This is a genomic window from Flavisolibacter tropicus, assembly GCF_001644645.1.
Classification (GTDB): domain Bacteria; phylum Bacteroidota; class Bacteroidia; order Chitinophagales; family Chitinophagaceae; genus Flavisolibacter; species Flavisolibacter tropicus.
Genome location: NZ_CP011390.1, coordinates 214,237 through 235,593, shown reverse-complemented (window position 1 = coordinate 235,593; position 21,357 = coordinate 214,237). Strand labels below are relative to the sequence as shown.

General features: G+C 38.2%; 16 protein-coding genes. 1 reads left to right on the top strand and 15 read right to left on the bottom strand.

Translation table 11 applies throughout. From position 1 onward, the window contains the following. Positions 1–40: 40 nt before the first annotated feature. Entirely contained in the window at positions 41–577 is a 537-nt protein-coding gene (locus SY85_RS00885) for a hypothetical protein (protein WP_066401346.1), read from the top strand. Positions 578–652: 75 nt separating this feature from the next. On the opposite strand, the gene SY85_RS00880 is transcribed toward SY85_RS00885, so the two are convergent. The 15 genes from SY85_RS00880 to SY85_RS00815 form a co-directional block, all read right to left on the bottom strand. Next, positions 653–901 (bottom strand): hypothetical protein, encoded by a 249-nt coding sequence (locus SY85_RS00880; RefSeq protein ID WP_066401345.1) that lies wholly within the window; start codon positions 899–901, stop codon positions 653–655. A 254-nt stretch (positions 902–1,155) separates the two neighbouring features. Next, entirely contained in the window at positions 1,156–2,253 is a 1,098-nt protein-coding gene (gene gmd, locus SY85_RS00875; protein ID WP_066401344.1) for a GDP-mannose 4,6-dehydratase, read from the bottom strand. 285 nt (positions 2,254–2,538) lie between these two features. Then, positions 2,539–3,048, bottom strand: coding sequence for a hypothetical protein (locus SY85_RS00870; RefSeq protein ID WP_066401343.1), 510 nt, complete (start codon positions 3,046–3,048; stop codon positions 2,539–2,541). Between the two features lie 150 nt (positions 3,049–3,198). Continuing rightward, entirely contained in the window at positions 3,199–9,057 is a 5,859-nt protein-coding gene (locus SY85_RS00865) for a N,N-dimethylformamidase beta subunit family domain-containing protein (protein WP_148661091.1), read from the bottom strand. Positions 9,058–9,438: 381 nt separating this feature from the next. Further along, the gene (locus SY85_RS00860; protein WP_082886246.1) at positions 9,439–10,884 is read right to left on the bottom strand and encodes an undecaprenyl-phosphate glucose phosphotransferase; all 1,446 of its coding nucleotides are present in this window, start codon (positions 10,882–10,884) and stop codon (positions 9,439–9,441) included. A gap of 15 nt (positions 10,885–10,899) precedes the next feature. Then, a complete protein-coding gene (locus SY85_RS00855; protein WP_066401341.1) occupies positions 10,900–11,787 on the bottom strand; it encodes a class I SAM-dependent methyltransferase in 888 nt (295 codons plus the stop codon). A 151-nt stretch (positions 11,788–11,938) separates the two neighbouring features. Beyond that, entirely contained in the window at positions 11,939–12,844 is a 906-nt protein-coding gene (locus SY85_RS00850; RefSeq protein WP_066401340.1) for a glycosyltransferase family 2 protein, read from the bottom strand. Positions 12,845–13,029: 185 nt separating this feature from the next. Beyond that, a complete protein-coding gene (locus tag SY85_RS00845; RefSeq protein ID WP_066401339.1) occupies positions 13,030–13,620 on the bottom strand; it encodes a WcaF family extracellular polysaccharide biosynthesis acetyltransferase in 591 nt (196 codons plus the stop codon). Between the two features lie 49 nt (positions 13,621–13,669). Beyond that, positions 13,670–14,554 (bottom strand): glycosyltransferase family 8 protein, encoded by an 885-nt coding sequence (locus tag SY85_RS00840; protein WP_066401338.1) that lies wholly within the window; start codon positions 14,552–14,554, stop codon positions 13,670–13,672. Positions 14,555–14,558: 4 nt separating this feature from the next. Next, positions 14,559–15,794, bottom strand: coding sequence for a glycosyltransferase (locus tag SY85_RS00835; protein ID WP_226998965.1), 1,236 nt, complete (start codon positions 15,792–15,794; stop codon positions 14,559–14,561). A gap of 31 nt (positions 15,795–15,825) precedes the next feature. Continuing rightward, positions 15,826–16,992 (bottom strand): glycosyltransferase, encoded by a 1,167-nt coding sequence (locus SY85_RS00830; protein WP_066401336.1) that lies wholly within the window; start codon positions 16,990–16,992, stop codon positions 15,826–15,828. A gap of 60 nt (positions 16,993–17,052) precedes the next feature. Next, the gene (locus SY85_RS00825; protein WP_226998964.1) at positions 17,053–18,420 is read right to left on the bottom strand and encodes a hypothetical protein; all 1,368 of its coding nucleotides are present in this window, start codon (positions 18,418–18,420) and stop codon (positions 17,053–17,055) included. Between the two features lie 33 nt (positions 18,421–18,453). After that, a complete protein-coding gene (locus tag SY85_RS00820) occupies positions 18,454–19,713 on the bottom strand; it encodes a glycosyltransferase family 4 protein (protein ID WP_066401335.1) in 1,260 nt (419 codons plus the stop codon). Between the two features lie 428 nt (positions 19,714–20,141). Next, positions 20,142–20,303: a hypothetical protein gene (locus SY85_RS25565; RefSeq protein ID WP_158512921.1), complete on the bottom strand. Its 162-nt coding sequence runs from the start codon at positions 20,301–20,303 to the stop codon at positions 20,142–20,144. Between the two features lie 9 nt (positions 20,304–20,312). Next, the gene (locus SY85_RS00815) at positions 20,313–21,350 is read right to left on the bottom strand and encodes a glycosyltransferase family 4 protein (protein ID WP_066401334.1); all 1,038 of its coding nucleotides are present in this window, start codon (positions 21,348–21,350) and stop codon (positions 20,313–20,315) included. Positions 21,351–21,357: the final 7 nt, after the last annotated feature.

Sequence of the window (21,357 nt, the reverse complement as noted above, 5' to 3'; positions counted from 1 at the left end):
TACTGAGATAATCTATATATTAGCAACCACAATAGACAAGATGCCAAAACTTATTCTTTTCGTACTCCTTTTCACAGCCTTCTTTCAAGGGCAAGCACAGCTTTCCAAAAGAGAAACAATAGTTTATATCGACAAGAAAATGAAAGAAGCAGAAGGCCATTACCGCTACCTTGAACATGACTCAAAGAATGTAAAAATGGTATTCAGCAATCATGCCTTTGGCGTATCATCTGGAAAAGAAGCAATCGTAGTTGTTAATTATACTAGAAAACCAGATGATTCTGAACTGGAAAGCGATGATTCAAAATATTCGTTTAACCCTGCCTATATTTCTTCTATTGTCCCAGTTAAGAGCAGTTCAGATCCCGTTGGCATTTTATTTATTTACTTGACAGGTAAAGTTGGGATTCGATCTGTTCGCTACTCAGGCGGCGAAGTTGTGAACGAAAGCACCGATACCATAAGAGTTCCCTTTTTACAAGCTGATGCAACCAACTTCAATAAGCTTAAGAACGCATTTGAACATCTAAAGAAAATTTATAAGGCGGAAATGGATGCCGATCCTTTCGCGAATTAAACAATAATACTTGCCCTTCGTAAAAGTTTGCTAAAGGCTTTCTTGTTAAAAATTATTCAGATTATTCAAAGTGTTCTAGCACTCGCCGTACTCCGGCAAAAAGAGCCCATTAACAGCGACGATCTTCCTTACTTCTATTTTCATTCCACCCTCTAATTCAACAATCGAATTTGCTGTATCGGTAATTATTGTTTTTATGAATCCCTCGGCTCTCACCAATCCTTCATCATCAACCAATAGATGAACTTTACTGCCAGCCTGATAAGCTTCTGCCAAGTGCTTCATAAAAGTGGCGTTAACAGGTAGCGTTTCTCGGGAGTCCATAAAATGCTTTTACCCTTATAACAAACGAGTTAATTACAATAAATAACAATTGTCATTCCAACAATTGAATTTGTTCTTTAAAACTAATTATTTAAACGCCTGTATTTTCTCAGAAATTATTATTGGACATCGAAGCTCAACTAATGATCATTCATCAAGTTATATCAAAACAAAAGGCTACTTTTTACAAGTAGCCTTTTGTCATTTTATTAGATTCTATATTCTAATATCTATTTATCTTATAACATTGAACTTCAATATAACATATCACTTAAATGAATGGTTCCATCCTTTGCAAATAAGCTTATATCACCTTCTACCATTTCCCTTACTATAGCCTCCAAATCATATTGGGGTTGCCAGCCTAATTTTTCCTTAGCCTTTGTTGGATCACCGATCAAGAGTTCTACTTCTGTTGGCCTAAAATACGTAGGATCTACAGCAACTACTTGCTTCCCGATCTCCAATTGATATTCGTCGTTATTATTGGCAACCACATAGCCAACCTCATCTACGCCCTCTCCTCTGAATTCTACTACTATACCTGCTTCTGCAAATGCCATCCTTACAAACTCTCTTACACTTGTAGTAATCCCTGTAGCTATTACAAAATCATCGGGCGTATCTTGTTGAAGGATCCGCCACATGGCTTCCACATAATCTTTAGCATGCCCCCAGTCGCGCAGTGCATCCAAATTTCCTAAGAATAAGCAGTCCTGTAATCTCAATGCAATTGCTGCTACCGCCCGCGTGATCTTTCGTGTAACAAAGGTTTCGCCACGCAAGGGGCTTTCATGGTTGAATAAGATGCCATTACAGGCAAATAATCCATAAGCCTCTCTGTAATTTCGAGTAATCCAGTAGGCATAAAGTTTAGCCACTGCATATGGAGATCGAGGGTAAAATGGTGTCGTTTCGCGTTGGGGCACTTCCTGCACTAAACCATAAAGCTCTGAAGTAGACGCCTGATAAATTTTGGTTTTCTTTTCCAGTTTTAGTATGCGAATGGCCTCAAGCAATCGCAGTGTACCTATACCATCAGCATTTGCAGTATATTCTGGTGTATCAAAACTCACCTTAACATGACTCATTGCCGCCAGGTTATAGATCTCGTCGGGCTGCGTTTCCTGAATAATCCGGATTAAGTTGGTACTATCTGTCATATCGCCATAATGCAGCTTAAAACGAACATTACGTTCATGTGGATCCTGGTACAAGTGATCGATTCGATTAGTATTTATCAGTGATGAGCGACGTTTTATGCCATGAACTAAATATCCTTTTTCTAACAGTAATTCAGCGAGATACGCACCATCTTGTCCGGTAATACCAGTAATTAGAGCTGTTTTCATTTTAATAATATTTCGTGAATGGCGAATAGTAATTTTTCAATAGTGTATTGTGTATGTCTTCTTATAGGCAAAAACATACAATACCCCACTTCCACTTAAGCAGGTAGATATCAAAAATGATTAGACGGAAATGGCTGATTCGACTCGATAGCACCACCTATTTATCTGAATAATGGGATGCCATCTGTTCTGAATGAATAGACTTTAGAGCAGCTAGTAGTTTTTCTAAAGTCTACCATCCAACAATAAACAAGACACTATGTTGATCTGTCAAGTTTACTCACACTATAAGTTCTCAGCGATTTTTGCGATGTTTATTTTTCTTGCCTCATTCGTTAATTTGTCTTTTGTAACATCATTTCCTTTTAATACCAAAAGGGAAGACTTTATCGGCAAAAGCAATTCTAAATAAAGACTATTGCTTTCACTGTTTGCACTTTGAATTAAGGCTTTATATCCATTTACATCAACCACCTGGTATTTGCCATTGGTAGATGAACCTGCTTGAGCAATAAGTTTATTTACCGTTGCCAGTGATGGCGATTCGTTTATTAGCGTTAGGGTCATCTTTTTACTCCCTTTTGTGTAATCCCGGTGTACTGTAACACCAATATTTCTTTGTGGCCCAAATACTTTATCCTTATCACTATTTGTACCTTGTCCATTCATTTGGGCCGGGAATAATCCTAACACTTTCCTTCCTGCGTTTTCGCTGATTTTCTTCCCTTTAGCGGGTTGGGCACATAGCGTCATAAAGCTGCCAAAACAGATTATTAATACAAGTATTCTTTTCATAACAAACAAGTTAATTTAACCATTAAGATTTTAAACATTTTTTGAAATAGATCCGATTGTGGAAATGGAGAAGGCACTACCCTATTGCTACATCAGAATAATCAGACGACTTTAGAAAGTCGCCTGATTATAGTTGGTTTTCAGAGATGTCTATTGACTAATTTTTAATAGTCTTACCACCACCTTCTCACTTCCTTGCACTACTTCTGCATGATATACGCCAGGCCGGTAAGTATGTCCTACCCGGATCGTTCCATTAGCCGGGATGCCCTGTTTCATTTCCACCACGCGGCCTAACACATCGAATACTCTTATTGTTGCCGGCTTTTCTTCAGGGCTTTCTATTGAAAGGCTAAAGCTGGTTGATGAAGGATTAGGAATCACCTTCACAGCTAATGACGGTACTGTTGCTATATTATCTGAACTAGATTGTTCAGATAACTTGGCAGTAGGCGCAACAATACATCCTTCATCTGTTCTATTATCACAATCGTTGTTTTTACCATCGCATAATTCAGGAGCATTTGGATAGATGGTTTTGTCATTATCATTACAATCATTGCCCATCAATACATAACCTACCGGCGCTGAACAAGCTTTAATGGTAACGTTCCTATTTCCATAGCCATCACCATCGGCGTCACGATAGAAGGTTGTCAGCGTGTTTTCATCCACTTTTCCGTTGCAATTATTGTCAATACCATCGCAGATTTCCGGAGCATTTGGATAGACTTTATTGTTATTATCGTTGCAATCGGTGCTATTAGATACATATCCCGCAGGTGCAGAACAAGCTTTAATGGTACTGTTTTTATTTCCATAGCCATCACCATCCACATCACGGTAGAAAGTCTTTGTGTTTTCATCTACCAATCCATCACAGTCGTTATCCAGACCATCACAGAGTTCTGGCGCACCCGGATAGATCGTGTTGTTATTATCGTTGCAATCGCGCGCTCTAGTCACATAGCCTGCTGGTTGTGAACAACTTCTTATGCTATTGTTAGGATCCCCATAAGTGTCGCCATCTGCATCGCGATAGTATGTGACCAGAAGGCCATCATCGACTACATTATCACAATCGTTATCCAGTCCATCACAGAGCTCTGGAGCACCTGGGTAAACTGTTTTATTATTATCGTTACAATCGGTGCTGTTTACCACATAGCCAGCTGGTGGTGTTGCCAGAGTTGTACTAATTGGTTTTGACCTGTCACCAAATCCATCTTTATCATTATCTAAATAATACGTTTTTATAGCACAGCCTTCGTCGGTTTGACCATCACAGTCATTGTCTTTACCATCACAGAGTTCTGGCGCACCCGGATAGATCGTGTTGTCGCCATCGTTGCAATCGGTGTTGTTGACCACATAACCGCCTGGCACGCTGGTACCCGTCTGGCTGACCGCGGCGTTACCAAAACCATCACCATCGCTGTCCTGGTAATAGGTTATCGGTACCGGACAGCCTTCGTCGGTTTGACCATCACAGTCATTGTCTTTACCATCACAGAGTTCTGGCGCACCCGGATAGATCGTGTTGTCGCCATCATTGCAATCTCCACTCTGCGCTACAAATCCTGTTGGTTGCGTACAACCTGTCTGTATTACTGACGTATTTCCATAACCATCACCATCGCTGTCTTGATAAAACGTTTGACTGCCAGATTCTAAGTCTTGTTTTGAAACGGTAGCACTACTTAGGTTTCCTGTGTTATTGCAGTCCAATGCATCCGTTATACTTGTAAGCGTGTAGGTATAAGCATCAGGCTTGAATAGAACATCCACCCAATAATTTGCCCCCTGGTAGGTGTCAGTAGGGAAGCCTCCACCATATTTGTAAACGCCATTGACTTCGCCACCACCTGATTGCAAGGCAGTAAGAGAGCCATTGGTATAACTACTTCCAAAATAATTATTAGAAGCTGCATACCAACCGTTTTGTGATAAGTAAGAAGCAACATAGGTAGTATTTGCTGTAATTGGTATTGGCGAACCAAATCTTACTTCTTGCCAACCGGTGGATGTTTCATTTATAAATGTAGCTGAGGTCAACAAAGTGCCATTAGCTGAGTATAATCTACCAGTGTGAGTTCCGTTATTGGAAGTTCCCTTATAAAAACGAATGCCTGTTAGGGTACCATTTTGTAAAGCTTTGAATTTCACACCTACCTCAATCAATTGTCCATCATTGTAGTCAGAAGACTGAGTATTGTTGTTGCCCCAAATACTTTGCTCTGAAGCTTGAATCGCACCAAACTCCTGTCCTATAGTAATACCTGAATAGGTAATATTATTCACTACTACGTTATAAGGTGCATTGCCAGTAGCTGTAGCTAGTTTTAACTTAATGGTCTTTGTGCTACAATCTACAGAAGCATTTAAGGTAGCCGTCGGTGGTGTGCTGCAAGGATTGATTTCGTATTCAGCAGTATAATTACCAGTAGCAGCCGGGAAGAAGGCATAAGTTATACCTTTAATAATTTCTTTCCGAACCGCTTGAGAAGCACCATTAATTTTCAACGTTTTCAATCTAAATGTGCCATAATTGTAGGGCAACATGGCTTCTAAGTTCCTGGCTCCACTTGCTGCATTAATCGTAAAAGTCAACGTATTGTTACTCCAGGCTGGTGAGCCAAACGTTGATGAGTTCCTGGCATCCAGCCATGTAAGCATTTGCTTAGCAGACACAACGGGAATGTTATGATCCAATGCAGCATTAACAATAGCATCAGATCCGGTAGAAGTTTCATTATCAGTATGCATATTCGCACAGAATACGCCATAATATCCTTCAGCACCAATCGCCTTGTCTAGCATATCATTGATAAAGCCAGGGTAAATTTGATCCGATTCGTCTGTCATTTGGGTTGTAACCTGGTAACAGTCAATTATAGATCCATCCAGGTCAGCAAAGCGCATGGGCATACCCGAACCTGTAAACATCCCCGGCCGGTTTTGAATCCATTGACCTGGCCAATAATAGTAATTTACATCAAGGCGAATTCCCTTACCACTTTCTATTTTTGCCTGGGTAGCCCAATCACTCCAGGCAATACAGTGAGTGCGATTTGTACGAATCGTTGCAGCACCCGGAAAATTGGATGTAAATTCTCCTATTTGTGTGTTGTAGAAGTTCTGTAACGTGGAGGACGTCCAGTTACCGCAATTGGTATTAATGTGTACTCCTATTTCAAAGCCCTGTGACTGGTAGGATTGTATTTGGCTATTAGTAAGTGGCGTATTCGGAAAAATATAGGATGTACCTCTAATAGCTCTCCAGTCAGCAACTGCATCCGCTGTATTAGACGAACTCATTGATTTGTATATATCAAAACGGCCAGCCGTACCTCCATTAGCATGATCATCCCCTGTCATAACAATAGCGGCTTTCAATCCTCTTGGAAGAAACCAGAAACGCGGCAAAGGCTTTTTATCTTCATTACCAATCATGATAATATTGGTCAACAATCGCTGTTGCTCATCCGCCTGGGGAATAGATACTTTATTAAGGTCAATCCAGTCTGCTTGTGGGTCAGAGGATGCATTACCATAATACAGATCATCTGAACGAATAGGTCCATCCTGTCCATCCCTTTCTTGCCCTGACCAGGCCGGATTACCTTGCCGTGAGTAAATCACTGACTTTGCCAGGTCATACGCAAAGGCAATTGCCTGCCCTCCCTTACTGCCTACATTACGAATGGTAACAGCCGGATTGGTAGTTGCAGCCGTGGCGGAGGAATAAAAGGTAGCCAAACTAGTTGCACCATTTAGAGTATATAAAGTAGCAGCTCCATGAAATTGGATCGTTTGGTTTACAATACCCTTGCCTTGCACTGTTGCTGTATTCACTAATAAATAGCGATTGGAAAGTGTATTGGATGTAACTGTTATTCCAAATAGTGAGGCCAATTGTGTACCAGGTCGCATTGCTATCAGTGTTCCACCATTCGTAACCCAGTTAGTAAACATAGTAACCTGGGTTGAATTCAGCGTGAATTCACCTAGTATCACTACGTCATAATTATCAAGCTCGGTTGCAGTTACCTGAGAAATATCTTTATTAGCAAAGGCATTAAAACCTTCAGTCCTAAGAATTTCAACCGTATAACGGCTAAACGGGTTGGATGTTGAAGTGATCAACAATATAGGCCCACCAGGCCCATCAATTGGCGATGGAGAAGGATCAGGTGGAGGAGGAACTGTACCCGAAGTACTAACCTGTATTTTATTAGCAGTTGTCTCAGTAGTTTCCAGGTTTCCCATATCATCCACTGCCCTGCTTTTAATAGTAAATGTTCCCGTTCCAGCGACTGTCCAGGAGTACGTCCAACTAGTAGCTCCTGTGGCCTCATTCCAGGTAACACCTCCATCTACTGATACTTCAACACCGGCCACCACACCTGCAGTTTCAGTAGCAGTACCGCTAATCGTTAGTGTGGCCCCACTAGCAATGGTAGCACCATTGACTGGCGATGTTATTACAGTAGTGGGAGGTACACGCTCTGTAATAGCCGTAACTGCAACTCCTGTTTGTAAGGAGCCTGGTTGAACACCCATATCAGCGAAAAGGTTAATAGTGGCCTGCTGCACATCCAGATCTTCTGGAGAGCTTCCCCTGTCATGCTTACCATCTAATCCCCAGGACCATTGTACGGTTCCAGCACCAAACACTAACGCTCCACTGCTATGGCGGTATAATGATAGTTTATGCGTTTTGCCATTTACGGTCGTTTCAGAAAGCCTTACTCTTCCTGCTGGGTAAGCTCCATTATTTTGTTCATAGTTCCACTCATAACCCAATGTATTAGTTGAAAGTGATGCTGTTTGATTATTAGCAAGGGTAGCGATAGAGGTGTTCCTCCAAAAACGATAACTTTTGTATTTCGCAGGAACCAAAATTGTTGAAATATCACCGGACCAACTAATTTGACCCGAAAGTGCATTTTCAGGTTTGCAAGCATCTGCTGCTGAACTTTGACAGCCATCTCGCCATAATCCAGTCCAAACATTTGGCAATGGATCACATTTTCCTCCACATACGTTTTCGCCCAATGTTCCTTCTTTGTAACAGACTAACGTACGATAGTTTGTATTGGTACCATCTTTGCTTGGCTCCCACCGTGTTTTCCAATAAATTTCATTACCACTAAAAAAAGCTAAATGTACTCCAGCATCACGGGCAGCTTCTACATTGGCTCTATGCTGGGCCGACCAATACTCATCATGTCCAACAGACATAAAGACCTTATGATTCCTTATTAAGTTACCACGTCTATCAGCATCAACATCGGTGAAATACGTTACATTATATCCATTACGTTCTAGCCATCGTATCATGGGATATTCAGCATTAAACAACCAGTCTTCAGCCACGCCACCACCACCGCCACCATCACGTGTAAGGAAGGGCCGATTATAACTCACTTTTGAAGCATGCCCGCCAGGTAAGCTTGTATTTCCCACATAAAGGCTATTTCCACCATAGTTGTTGTAAGCCTGCCATGTTGCATCGGAGGTTTGGAATAATAATTCAGATGTGCTGGCATCATCACGTACAATAAATACAATATGGCTGGCACCGCTGGAGCTCACACTTTTAAGAAGTGCTACATAGACACCTGACACAGCATCTGTAGGTACATCCCAATAGCCTGAAACTAGCCAAGTGCCACAGTCTATAAGTCCTGTAACTGGATCTTCAAATTCGGCAGGTTGTGTTTGAGGTAAAGTAGCAGTAATAGTTCCGGTTCCCACTTTCCGAGCTCCATTGCCTTGATAATATCCTATCCGGTATATGTCAATGGTGTAAGCTGTATTTGATTTGATCTTAAACTGTATGCGTTCTCCTTTATTGACGCTGATATCAGTTGCAAAGCCTTGAAGGCCCAAGTCACCTGCGCCACTTATGTCCCATTCACTACTAGGGCTGCCCGGTTTCTGATTTTCAGCAACTATTGCATTCTGTGCGTTAGCAGATAGAATACTAAAGAGAAACAACATCATAATACTTAGACTAAAAATATAGTTAGCATTTGATGCTTTTAATGAACCGCATTTGCTCTGGAAAATTTTGCGGATGCCAGTTTTAGATCTTAGAGTAATGACTGATCGATGGCGGGGTAACATACAGTTTAATTTTGCAGTTAATACAATTGAGTAGATGCGAATAAAAAATCAGGTAGCAGATCAGAGGAATTAGATCATATTTAAACTGGTGATAAATACCTATTTAACGCTATTCAGTATATGAAAAAAGTTAGCGTTTATGAAATGGTAATAAATTCAGGAAATGTATATCTTATAAGATTGGATATATATAGCGGAAGTAGAATCTTGCTTTAAGATACAAATGTAAATAAAGTACTTACTATTTTACAGAGATAGCTAATAAGCATTTTTATCACCTTTAAAAACGCTTATGGTAGTTAATAGGATGATTTTTACATCAAGTACAAATCTCCAATTTTCCAAATACCACAAATCATATTGAACTCTCCTTTTTAGTTTTTCCTTTGATTCAATACCGCCTCTACATCCATTTACCTGCGCCCAACCTGTTATGCCTGGCTTTACAAAATGGCGGACCATAAAATCATCTACGGTTTCAGCATATTCAGTTGTATGCTTTAGCATATGAGGGCGTGGGCCTACAATACTCATCTCTCCCTTTAAAACATTTATAAATTGGGGTAATTCATCTATGTTTAAATGTCGAAGTAGTTTTCCAACCCGCGTCAGACGCTCATCATTGACAATTGCCTGTTTTACATCAGCCTGCTCATTTAATTTCATACTTCTAAACTTCAAACAAGTAAACTTTTTATTTCCCTTTCCATTTCGCTCCTGTTTGAAAAAAACAGGACCGCCAGATTCCAACCAAATTATCAATCCAATTAAAGGAACCAACCAGGAAAGAATAAATAGTACAACAATGAGACTAAAAACAAAATCGAAAGCAGTTTTTAGAATTTGATTGTCCAATTGCTGTAATGGCTCTTTGCGAAGAGATAGTACAGGCATATTATTCCAAAAATCTACGTGATAGGGTGTTTTTATAAAAACATCGATATCAGGAACAAATCTAAAATGGATACAATGCCGATCGGCTAATTGAATGATTCGATATATTTCGGGATTATATTCTGGTGCTATGCTAGAATAAATTTCAGTTGCACCATATTTCTTACAAACTTCTAAAGCTTGGTCAATATTTCCCAAAATTGGATAATGAGATAGCTCTTCTACATTAGATTCCTCGTCACAAAAACCAATCACCTCTTTATTGATCTCATTTTCTTCAATACTAGAGGCAATTTTTTTAGAAGTAGCATTATAGCCTATGAGAACCACCTTTTCTTTCAGAAAAGGTTTGCTTTTAAATGCCCTATATATTTTTAAATACAAATACCGATTGCTTGTTAATGTAATTAATAAACAGGCGACACCGATAAACACTCCAGAGAAGAGCATTACCGGATAAAAAATAACAGAATAAGCCGTAACAATAATTCCAAAGTAGAAAATCCCTTCTAAGGTCTTCTTTTTAAAGAGTAAAAATGACAGTACGTTCTTTTTACTATAAATTTTATTCACATAGCTTATAAGTATCCATGCTGAACTAATAAATAAGCCCAACGCATAATAGCTCTTTGTTAAGGGAAAAGCTATCGGACCTTCAAGCCAGATCGACATTATTAAACATAGTATATTACACAGAATAATGTCTAAAGCAGCGGTTACGACTTGCAAATAGTATAAATAGCGACTATTCATAACCTTTACTCTTAAAGCACAAGCAACATTAGTTGCTTGTGCCAGTTTGAAAACCAATAACTCGTTATAGTATTAAAGAGAACTTTTGAACGCTCTTTTTTTGGCAACACACATTAACGTCAAAGCACTACCAACTGCATTTGGATTTCTTCCAGATAAAATATTTCCTACTCTATACTTGAGTTCAGCCTTGCCTATTTGACCTTCAAGTACTTCCGCCCCCAATTGATGATTATGAGGGAACACTTTAACATCAAAACCCATTGACTTAAGTGTTTTTTGAAAAAATAGTTTTGTCACGCCATGCCCTGGCTTATGATGAAGCTCACAAGCCAATCCCCAGTATTGTTGACTGTTTGTTTTATGAAAACCATGACCAGTTACTTTATACCATACTAAACGTACATTCCATAAGAGCTTGGCTAACCCTTTATAATTCCATGCACTTAACTGCGGATCATGATCAGTGATCAATAGGCCGCCTGGCTTTACAAGACGTGCAGCTTCTTTTAAAACAGCTTCCATATTTTCACAATGATGTAACGCCGCATTTAAAGTAACGATATCGGCAAATTCCGATTTAAATGGCAAACTTGTAGCATCAGCCAGAATAGGCAGGTACCCTAGATCTTTTGCAAACTCAAGCGATTTGGGTGCTACATCAACCCCAATTAAAAGCTTTGGCTTTCCCTTTAATGACGCATAAATATTGCCTGGGCCACAACCCAAATCAACAACAATTTTATCAGTCCAATCCCCAATAGCAGCCCTCCATCTATTAATAAACGCATCACTCCTATGACAATAATTCAAATATTCTTCAGCCCATTCAGGATGGTTGAAATAATAAGCGTTTGCCTTTAAGCCGTTAGTTTGATTTTGAATCGGAATTTCTAAGTAATTCTCTTTTTCTTCAACATTCGCATTAGAAGCTAGAAATGGTTTGATTTGTGCGAGCATTTTTCAATTTTTATGTGTATATAATTAAGGAATGATACAATGACTTGCCGTAAAAGGATGAAAAATTGATTCTATAGAAATACGATTATGAATAATTTATGAGAGTCTATTAGACAGAGCTACTATTTAAGCATTTTGAAAAAAGGCAATCTTATTCTGAAATTTGGCTTTTATCTGGCTGATGTATAACAAGCCTTAAATCACTTTTTATATTTAGAATAGGACTTGAACGCTGCCCATTTGCAATAATTTCATTTCTTTTTAGTTCTCTGTATTGAATTGAGATCATAAATTCATAATAGAAGTTATTAACACAATACAATAATCCCTGAATACCCTCTAAAAATCCCAATTTGAAGAAATAGGCATGAATAAAACGTAGAAAAGGCCAGATTAGAGATTTGGTTAGCCAGCATTTTAAAGCAATCCTTCGCATACTTGCGTGACGAACGAAAATATTCCGAAATGGTGGACAATTATAATACCTGAATGCTGCTTCTTTTTTGGCATAAATGTTATGCCTATTAATCCATTCAAACCAGCCCTTAGAAATGGAATAGTGTAAATAACCTTCTTTAATATACTTTACTTCCCCTGTTAGATCACATTCCTTTTGTCCATGTCCAAGGTTGGTAAACCTGGCTCTTCCTTTTCGTAATAAACGGAATTGCCAAATAGGAAACGTATCTGATCGCTTTAGCCACCTTCCTTCTAGCATAAGTTTACTGCAACAATAGAAACCAGCTACCCCATTGGTTGCTTTTGTTATTTCTTTATATATCGCTTCTCTAAACTTTTCCGTCGAATGCTCGTCAGCATCAAGAAATAGGATCCACTCATTTTTAAAATCTAAGTTGTCTAACGCATAATTCCTTTGCTTCCCAAAACCTTCAAATGGATGCACATAGGTATTTGCACCAAACATTTTCGCTATTTCATTGGTCTTATCTGTACTACCCGAGTCCAGAACATGTATATCATCGCACCAACTCAGAGATGCTAAACAGCTGGGTAAGCTGACCTCCTCGTTTTTAGTTAGGATTACTACAGAAATCATATGATGTGTTTTACATACTAGCAATCGCAGATAAAGGAATAATGACAAGAAGCTTAATCAACAACTCACATTTCACTAGTGTTCTCTCGTTTATTTGTTTATATGGCTGACCAGAAACCACTATCCAAACAGTTGTATTGATTGTAACGCCAAACAAGGCCGCAATAAAATCAATAGCAATTATTCTATGAGTTTTGTTTTACACCTTCATTTGGATGAACATCAAATTGACACTTAAAACGTTGTCTTTCTTTTATAGGCTTGCAGGGATGGCCAGCGCAAATCATCCATGCTGGCATATCAGTATTAACTACCGAGCGTGCACCTATGACACACCCTTCGCCAACAATTACCCCAGGATGAACAAAGGTTTCTGCCGCAACCCATACTTGGTCCCCGATTAAAATAGGCTTAGTAATTAAGGGAAAACCTGGTTGGTTATAATCATGAGAGCCTCCACATAAATGCGCCCCTTGAGAAATAACCGTTCTTTTTCCAATTTTAATCTTGCCCTGACTGTAAAGGGTTACTCCATTGGCAATCCCACATTCATCTCCCAACTCAAGATTCCAAGGTGCCCAAATTTTAACTTTTGGATAAACGTGCACATTACTGCCAATTTTTGCATCAAAACATCGCAGCAGAAACGACCTCCATATATGTAAGGGTTTTGGCGAATAGCGAAAAAATAGTAGTGCAACAAACTCCCATAAAACCCTTTTAACTCTATTTTTTAATGAAAATGAAGGTCCAGAATAGGTATTCTGGTTGTACATATGTTTACGTTTTTTTAAGAAAGACGATTTGTTTACATTCAGACAATGATTACTTATTCAAGTACCTATTACGAATGCAACGAGCGTAGGATCTGCGTATCCTCCATGTTCTAAACAAGGAAGATGTGGATATTCCTCCAAATTTTGCCATCCATTTATTTGTAGAATATTTAAGCCAGCTTTGATATCCATTATGAATGAAAGAACCAAATAGGTCCCAGGGTTTTGGAGAACCAACAAAATGCAATAACATTTTTTCCGAAACATTAGGTCTGACTTTATCAGCACACCATTCACAATTAAACGCAGGAGAAAGTTTGGCAAAGCTTCCTTTTAAAATAATATTCAGAATTGATTGATCATGAGAAGGTAGTTCCAACGAATATTTATTAGCGAGTTCAAGACATTGTTCTTTTATATTTTTCATTCTCCATTTGAATAGGTCTAAAATCAAAACCCCAGCGTTGAAGTACTCTACATCAGGTGAAATGCCAATTTTTTCTATATAAAATTTATTACCGAGCGTATATTTGAATTTACCTCCACCAACAGCCCCTAAAACTTCACCTTGAAAATCAAACTTCTCGACTTCCAGAACATCTAATTCTATAATTAGATCACAGTCAAGGTAAAGTACTTGATCTTCCTCTAAATAATCTGAAATCAATAGACGCCCATAGGTAGTCCAATCGCCATGAAGTGATGGAAAGGATCCAAATATTCTAGATGGGTCAAAATCGATAAATTGGTACCCACCTAAAAACTGTTCTTCATTAAACAAACTTTTAATGTAATATTTTTCACAACTAGTTATACCTGCACATAGAAAGTAAATTTTTATTCTTTTTGTATCTGAGCAATTTCTGATTAATGATGTAAGTGTTGCACCAAGTCCCACCATACCTAATCGGTTAATACAAAAAACAATATTCATATTACTATTCTTTGATAATGTTGAGTAAATTAACCGCTACACTGCCGATTGAAAATTTATGTTCATAGGCTAACCTAGCCTTCTCATTCATATACTTCTTTTCCTCATGTGAAAGGCAAAGCCAAGAACTAAATAACTCTTTCACCCCATCTAATGTATCAGGCTTAATAATACCACATCTTAATTCCTGTATTTCTTTCCAAATGTTTATTTGATTAGATATTAATACTGGTTTGCCACATGATAATGCCTCAACTACTGCAATACCAAAGTTCTCTTGATGACTAGGTAAAATAAAAGCCTCACATCCATAAATAGCTCCCCATTTTTCTTCATCGACAAGCATATCAGGAAAGTAAATGAAACCATTTAGTAAAGAGTTTCCTTCTACTAACTTCTTAATAGAAACACCATAGGGAGTATCCCAGCCGGGCCCTGCAATAACAAGCTTTGGAAATTTGATATCGTGGGAATAAACTCCATTAAATAATCCTGCATTATTTGTGTAAGTCGTGTAATTTATTAATTGTAATGTACTTCGCAACAATTCATCATAGGCCTTGAATAAGATATCAATTCCTTTTTTAGGATGAATTCGCCCTAAAAACAAAATATAAGTTTCATTGTTTAGACCTGGACAACTTTCCAAAAAGCTATTCCTCATTCTGTTACTATAAGACGGTGGCTGTGCTATACCTAAACCAACATTCATCTCTTTCTGTGGCCTGTAAGGACTAAATGTTGTTCTTGCTAAGAAAAGTTCCTCTTCACAGGTGAAAAGCAATCCGTTGGCATTCTTTATAACTCTTCCTTCTATTAACTTCCAGTATATCCAGTTTCTGATTGCCTTAAGCCTCCTATTTTGAGCTCGCTGAAAATAAGGGTCCAACATTCCATGAGGCATTATAAAGATCTTTGGTCGCTTCGCTTTGTTGGATGGATCTTGCCGGTGTAAATACTGCAATGCTTTTCTAACAGCAAAACTGGGAAACAACCATAAGCCATGAAGAATTATTGCATCAAACCGGGAGGCATGCTTAATTAGCCATGGTATAAGTTTTCCACTATAACACCAAGGTGTTCTACCGGGTCCAAGTGCATGTATCATTACCTTTTCTTTGGCTAAAAAAGAAGCATTTGGCGAATCTAAACTTACTATTTCATTACAAACCTCTAATTCATTGAGTTTTTTAACGGTAATACGAACGGCCTCACAAACCCCTCCTAATCGAGGATCCATCTGCGCAATAACATGTAACAACCTCATTTTTTCAATTGAATTTCATTACATCTTCGTATATAGATTCTATACGGCTGATTGCATTTATAGCATTAAACCTTTCTATGTTGTTAATGCATTCATCGATAACAGCCTTTCTTTCATTTGGAAGAAGTGAAAGCACCAGTTTAACAACTTTTGCAGCCTCATATGCCCATTCACAAGCTTTACAGTCATCTGACGGTCTACGCGGAATAAGAAATCCAGCTTGACCCGCCACTTCCGTCATTGGGGCTTCATTAGTAGTAATAACAGGACAACCAGAGGCCATAGCTTCTGCAATGGGCCACCCAAACCCTTCTGCAAATGAAGGAAAAACAAAAACTGAAGCGCCGGAGTAACAAAAGTTTAAGAAGCAATCATTAATATTTGTTAGGAAGTGAATATCCTTTTTATATATGGAGTTCCTTACTTTACTATTCAAAAGATGATCCGGCATATCACCTACCATTAACAAGGGAATTTCTAAATTGTTTTTACTGCGGAAGGCTTCATAAATTTCTAGTACTCCTATACGGTTTTTGTACCATTGATTGCCACCAACATGCAAGAGATATCCCTTGGTCAATTCGATCCCAGTTTTACTAGAAAGCAATGCCCTTGCCTTTCCAGCGTCATGGGGTATAAAGGTTTGATTGAATCCATTATAAACAACTTCTGAAAGTTGCGGTACATATGGCAAAAATTGATGCAAGTCCTCTTTTGTCTTCTGTGAAACTGAAATAAAGTTCTTTGCTTTTGAATAACCATTATAAATCATATTCTGATATCTTCGGCCGGTCCATCCTGTTTTATGTTCTGCAATTTCATTTAGGGCAGAACGCTGGGCAAGGAAATCATGGCAATGAATAATATGAGGACGGTTACTTACAAGAGGCACCCATGGCCCCAATGCATGGTCTGTAAATACAAAGAGTGTATCAGAAGGACAAATCTTAATACTGTGCCTTATTTTAATAGGAAATAAAATGTATTGATCTAAATAACCTAACCATTTTTTAAAAAATGTTATTGATGTTAAGAATAAGAACTTACTATTCGGTGACCATACCTCTACATTATGCCCACGCTCTCTCATACCCTTAACCAGCATATTCGTATAGCGAATCATGCTTTTAAGATGTAGGAAATCGGGGTGTGCAAAAAATACAATATTCAAAGAGCAAAGTTTATTAGAGGTTTTGTTTCTCACTATAAGAAACAAAATTGATTGGCCACGTTAATTAATACTTTCTTGTTGAGTACTTCTATCATCTTTTTTTACACTGGCCAGTATCAATCCGCCTATCAGTGTACTAAAACCCAACGCTGTAGGCTGTGCCCATTGAGCTTGAGGAATTGTCAAAAGTCCAAAACTTAGAAGCATCCACGGTAGCAAATCTCCCTGAACAAGCTTCACATAGCTTGCTAAAGCAATACGTAAGCTAAAACCTAAACGTATTAGTATTACAAAAAGCCCCATCAAAAAACCTAGTTCCCCAATTAATCTACCCCATTCGCCTTCAGCAATTAGATAGGTTCGTTGCCCAGATAATAACATACTGCCAACGTTCGTTCCCATGCCAATGCCATAACCGAAAAAAGGGTAATTGGATGATTCGTTAAGAGCCCCTATCATACCTCCTAAATAACGGTCTGCCAAGACACCATTTAAGCCCCCTTCAGCATCATTTGCATGCTCAAATCGAGCTGTAAAAGCTTCAGTTGCTGTTTGAAAAAAGGAATACTTACTTAAAAAAGATATGACGGCAATAAGAAGAAAACCTATTATCATCATTTTTCCCATGAACTTTGGTTTCCGGAATATTGCAAGAATGGCAAAAATTAAAGTCACTGAAACATGAAACAATAAACCACGGCTGATAGAAAAAGGTATTGCAATCAGAAGTGCAATTGAAGCCCCAAAGAGTAAAAAACTATTAATACGCTTCAGATTTAACCAGAAATAAAATAAATAGCTTCCTGCAAAAGCAAAAAAAAGACTGGTACCATTTGTAAAAGAGAATGTTGCAGGTGGTCTATAATATCCATTTGCTCCAGAGAAGCCACCTGATCCCTCACCGCCAATACCTTTGTTTACCCATGCTGATTGAGGACTGAAAAATTGTAGTGTGATTAATATAGCCATTGGTATTGAAAGTAGTAGTAACACCTTGCCAAGCTTGATAACATCTTCTCGCGAAAAAACACTCCCAATCACATACATTAGAGGAAAATGAAATAATAAAATGCGTGCCCCAAAAAATGCTACAGGCAGACTCCCATGACCAGTAAACACAGCTGTATAAATACCAATGATGCCGATAAGTATTATAAGAGTTAAAATTGCGCTTAATGGCAGTAATCCATTTTTCCAGGCTAGCAGTACCAACCAGATTGCAATTGGGTCACGCACAACCAATAACGGAGTGGCCAAGCTTGGGAAAGCCCATTTCCTTAATGCACCTTCCAAAATAAGTAAAATAAAGTATGCCCAAATACCCTTTTTGATCAAACGATATTCTGTTATTGCCTTGTTTTCAGTAACAAGTATAGCATTTCCTTCCAGCCTACAACTATCGAATGAATATAATTGACTTGTAAACATGTAATTCAAATGTCTTTTTGTTACTACACGCTCTCAATAACATAGTGATTCTTTAATCTCACTCACTATGTTCATCCCATATTTTTCCCAAGTATAAGTGCCAGCATGCTCTTGTGCTAATACACTCATTTCTTTCAGTTTTGAGCGATTATCTAAAAACCAAGATAACTTTTCCGCAATTGCTTGTGGAGACCTAATTGGAACTAAAAAACCAGTTTGCTCCTCTAAAATCAAATCATCCCCACCGGTATTAGGTGTTATTATGAGTGGCAACCCCTGGCTCATAGCTTCTTGCATAACTAAGGCTCTCCCCTCCACTATCGAGGGCAAACAAAATACATCACAGGTTTGCATTAGTTCTAGCACTTGTTTGTGTGGTCTTCCAATCTCGTAGGTAAAATCAGGAAACTCTTTTCTATAAAAGTCTGAACGATCTAACATTGCCCCCAAAACGACTAGCTCTATGTTTGAGCAATTAAGTAACTTAATGGCATTAAATAAGTCACCTAAGCCTTTGCGTTGTCCCATTGAACCAACGAATAAAACCCGTAATCGTTGATTCTGCTTTTTCTTACGGTTTTTTAATCCCCTGCTGCTTTTGTCTATCATCATTGGTGAACCGAAAGGCGAGGTGATAATCTTTTTGTTTTTAGCCCATATGGGTAACGAATCTGAAACAAACTTACCGGGTGTGATAATTATATCGGCTAGTTCTAATTCAGCAGTTTTGCGTTCTAGTTTCATTCTTGAATCAAGAATGCCTCCTCCAAGTGTATTTACCCATTGCGGGAGCCGTTCGGCTTCATCCAGTAAAAGCTTCCGTGAGGTTTCCCAATAAGCAATCGGTAAGTCATAAATGCATTTTAATCCTAACTTTTTTGCTTTTGAAAATGTATCAAAGGCTCCATCTTCATACGCATAAACAGCACTTACATTGTATTTACTTGAAAAAGAGCTGAGCTTCTTAGCAGTAACCATATCTAAATTTTTATAAACGGAGTCAATGCTAGCCCATTTATATTCGCCTTGCACCCACTTAATAAAACCAAATGCAGATAATCCTATTCTAGCCAATTCTAAATAAGGATGTGTAGTTACTAACGCAGCTGGTAATGAATATGTACGACGAAGACACTCTTGGCGAAATCTGTTTGGCAAAAAATTTAACCACTGAGCTCTTGCATTAATAGCAACTGTAGTAATGAATCTTGTTAATAATTCAGTTTCAGAAAAGCTATTCAGTACTGCACGTACATTTTGATTGCCAGTTGGATGAGAGATAACGATTGACATAATTCATGAAGGAAGTTGCAATTAATCTTTAGCTACGATAAAAGAAACTCCACTTAGATTAAAACTGAAGAGAATAATAAAACCTTTTAAGGATTAAAACAACAGATGATTAAGCTCTTTGTCAGCTCGCCAATAAACGATAGAAAGATCATAGAAACATTAGAACATTCAGCGCCTTGGCCTTCAGAAAAGTTGCAACGGCATCATCTTCATAAGCATAAACCCTATCATCGCTTTCATTGGATTGCTAACTAATATTAAGTGTTGTTTAATTAAACATATTCCTATCAACCGCTTCAATACAAAAAACATTTATTTCATGCTGAACCAATCTGGATAATTTTAAATTAGCAGCTACTATTCTTCCAAATTCCTAATTGGGGATATGGTTGTATAAGGCTTGATAATAGTATCAAAACGCCTGCATCTTATTTCAAAAATACACCAATGGCCCCTATCTTATCAAAGATATTACCTTGAATTGAGGCTATTGAAGTATGAAGGCCAGTTAAAATATTTTCATTTTCCAGACCATTAACAGTTTCCCTAACGTTTGCGTAGCCTGTAGGATGGGGTAATATAACCTTCATAGGGAGATATTAACTGTTTACAGCACCTTTAATGACCTGTAAATATTTTTCGGCAACTACATCTTGTTTAAATCTCTTCAAATGCTCTTCTCCGGCATTGCGATACTGGTTTTCTAAATCAGTATCATGTATAACTTTACATAGAACATCAAAAAAAGCATCAATATTACCTCGTTTAAAAATAACTCCAGCTTTGCCTACTGCATCAGGCAATCCACCACCATCTGAAGCTATAGGAATACATCCACAAGCAATTCCTTCTAAAGCCACTAATCCAAAAGGTTCTTCCCATACTGACGGTATTAATATAAAGCGATGCCTATTAAGACATTCAACTAACCTCTCTCCTTGTAATACTCCAACAAAGTGAATGCATTTATCCAAGCCAAGCTTTAATGCCATATTACTCAAACGCTCCTTTTCCGGGCCGTCACCCACAATCGTAAAAGACAAATTATCGGAGTCGATTTTGCTTACTCCTAAAGTCTTTAACTTGTGAAAGGCTTTAATTGCAATATCAACACCTTTATCTGAAACCAATCTTCCCAGAAATATAAAATCACTTGTTTTTTTTATAAAAGAAATGCGCCGAAACAAATTAGCATCGTAAGGGTTACCGATAATTTCTGCAATTGGCCAGCTTACTTTACCAATGGCTTTGCTCACTGCAACAACTCTTTTGGCCCTTTTCAACCACCATTTAAGCTTTACTCTATCCTTCCATCCAATTGTACCATCCACTCTTGATATCCATGTGTGTAAAGCCACAATAAAAGGCTTTTTGAATAACATACCAGGCCATGACAATTGCAGGCAGGGGTTATTTTCAAAAACCACATCGGCCCAAGCATGTTCTTTGATTAATGAAATCAAATTAGGTCTCCTCATTACTGTAAAAAGAAATTCATCTCCAATCTTACCCTCCTGCCATGTTAACAAATGAACCTCATGGCCATCATTATGAAAAGCATTTGCTAATAAAGCAGAAACAGTTTCAATGCCACCTATGCATGGATAAAATCGATGAGTTAAAAACAATATCTTCAAAGAGTGG